Genomic DNA, 1,165 nt, shown 5'->3' on the forward strand with positions numbered 1-1,165 from the left:
TCGTCATCAACTCTGAGAAATGGCGGCGTCCCTTAGTCTTGCATTTAGGGTAACGATGATCTTTCGCATGACGGCAGCGATTGCCACCATTGGCTTTTTTCCGTTTGTGACGAGGCGTTTGTAGAAGGGTGCGAATTCGCCCCTTCCAGCTGCGGCGCGCAGGGCTGGCATGAACAGCGCGGTTCTGACATCAGGGCGCCCGCCACGGATTTTGCGGTAGCCTTGCTTTTGTCCGCTGTCGTTTGGGTGTGGTGCAAGGCCAGCAAGGGCTGCAGCTTTGCGGCGTGTCATGGTGCCGAGTTCGGGCAGGATAGCTAAGAGCTTGGCCGCCACGATCGGGCCGAGACTGTCCATGGCCGTGCAAATGGCGGCTCGATGCTTAAGGGCGCTGCTGTTGGCGATCAGTTCGCGGATCTCGGCATCGATGATTTGGAGCTGGCGCTCGACGACTTTGATCACGGCCTCGAAAGAGGTCGCGAGCTTGCGGCCGCCAGGTGCCTTGGCACGGTTCTTCTCTGCGACTTTGATGGTGATGAGTTCCTGGCGGCGGCGAACCAGGGCGCGCAGGCTGGTCTCATCGGCATCGGGCGCCTGCCAAAGGGCCAGCTTTTCCCAGCGTTCGCGACCGTAGGCTCTCAACATCGCGGCATCGATGGCATCGCTCTTGCCGTGCGTGCCGAAGGAGCGGATGTAGCTCTTGACCTTGAGCGTGTCGGCGCGATGGCAGGCAATGCCGGCGCGCAGGCACTCTTCGAGCAGCAGGCTTTCATGGCCGCCTGTCGGCTCGCACACGACAAGGTCGATGTGTCTGTAGCTCTTCAGGAAAGCACGGACAGCTCTGCGCTGATTGAGGATGGTGCCGGTGGTAGTCCCGTCGGCGACGGTGACGGTGTCCTTGGCGATGTCGAAGCCGAGGCACATTTGCGGTTGTTGATGCAAGAAGGCCATGCTGGTGGTATCCTTCTAAGGCTTCGGATTGTTTGCGGGCGTGGCGCAAGCCAGCGGCCAATCAACTCTCCAAGCGATGGCGGACAAAGACGGCAGGGACCATGATGACGTCGGGTGTTACCCGGTCCTAAGGGCGGTCGCCTGCCGCCGGGACTGCTGGCTGTGATGGGCCGCAGTCCCGGCCGCCAAACTACCCGATCCTTCTCAAACAATCCTA

1 protein-coding gene is annotated in these 1,165 nt (G+C 60.9%); it reads right to left on the minus strand.

The features are described from left to right. Positions 1 to 6: 6 nt before the first annotated feature. Complete coding sequence (locus AC1DX4_RS35035) at positions 7 to 948, minus strand: IS110 family RNA-guided transposase (RefSeq protein ID WP_477224680.1); 942 nt, start codon at positions 946 to 948, stop codon at positions 7 to 9. Between the last annotated feature and the right edge of the window lie 217 nt (positions 949 to 1,165).

It is taken from the genome of Mesorhizobium sp. P3_A8, assembly GCF_056402995.1.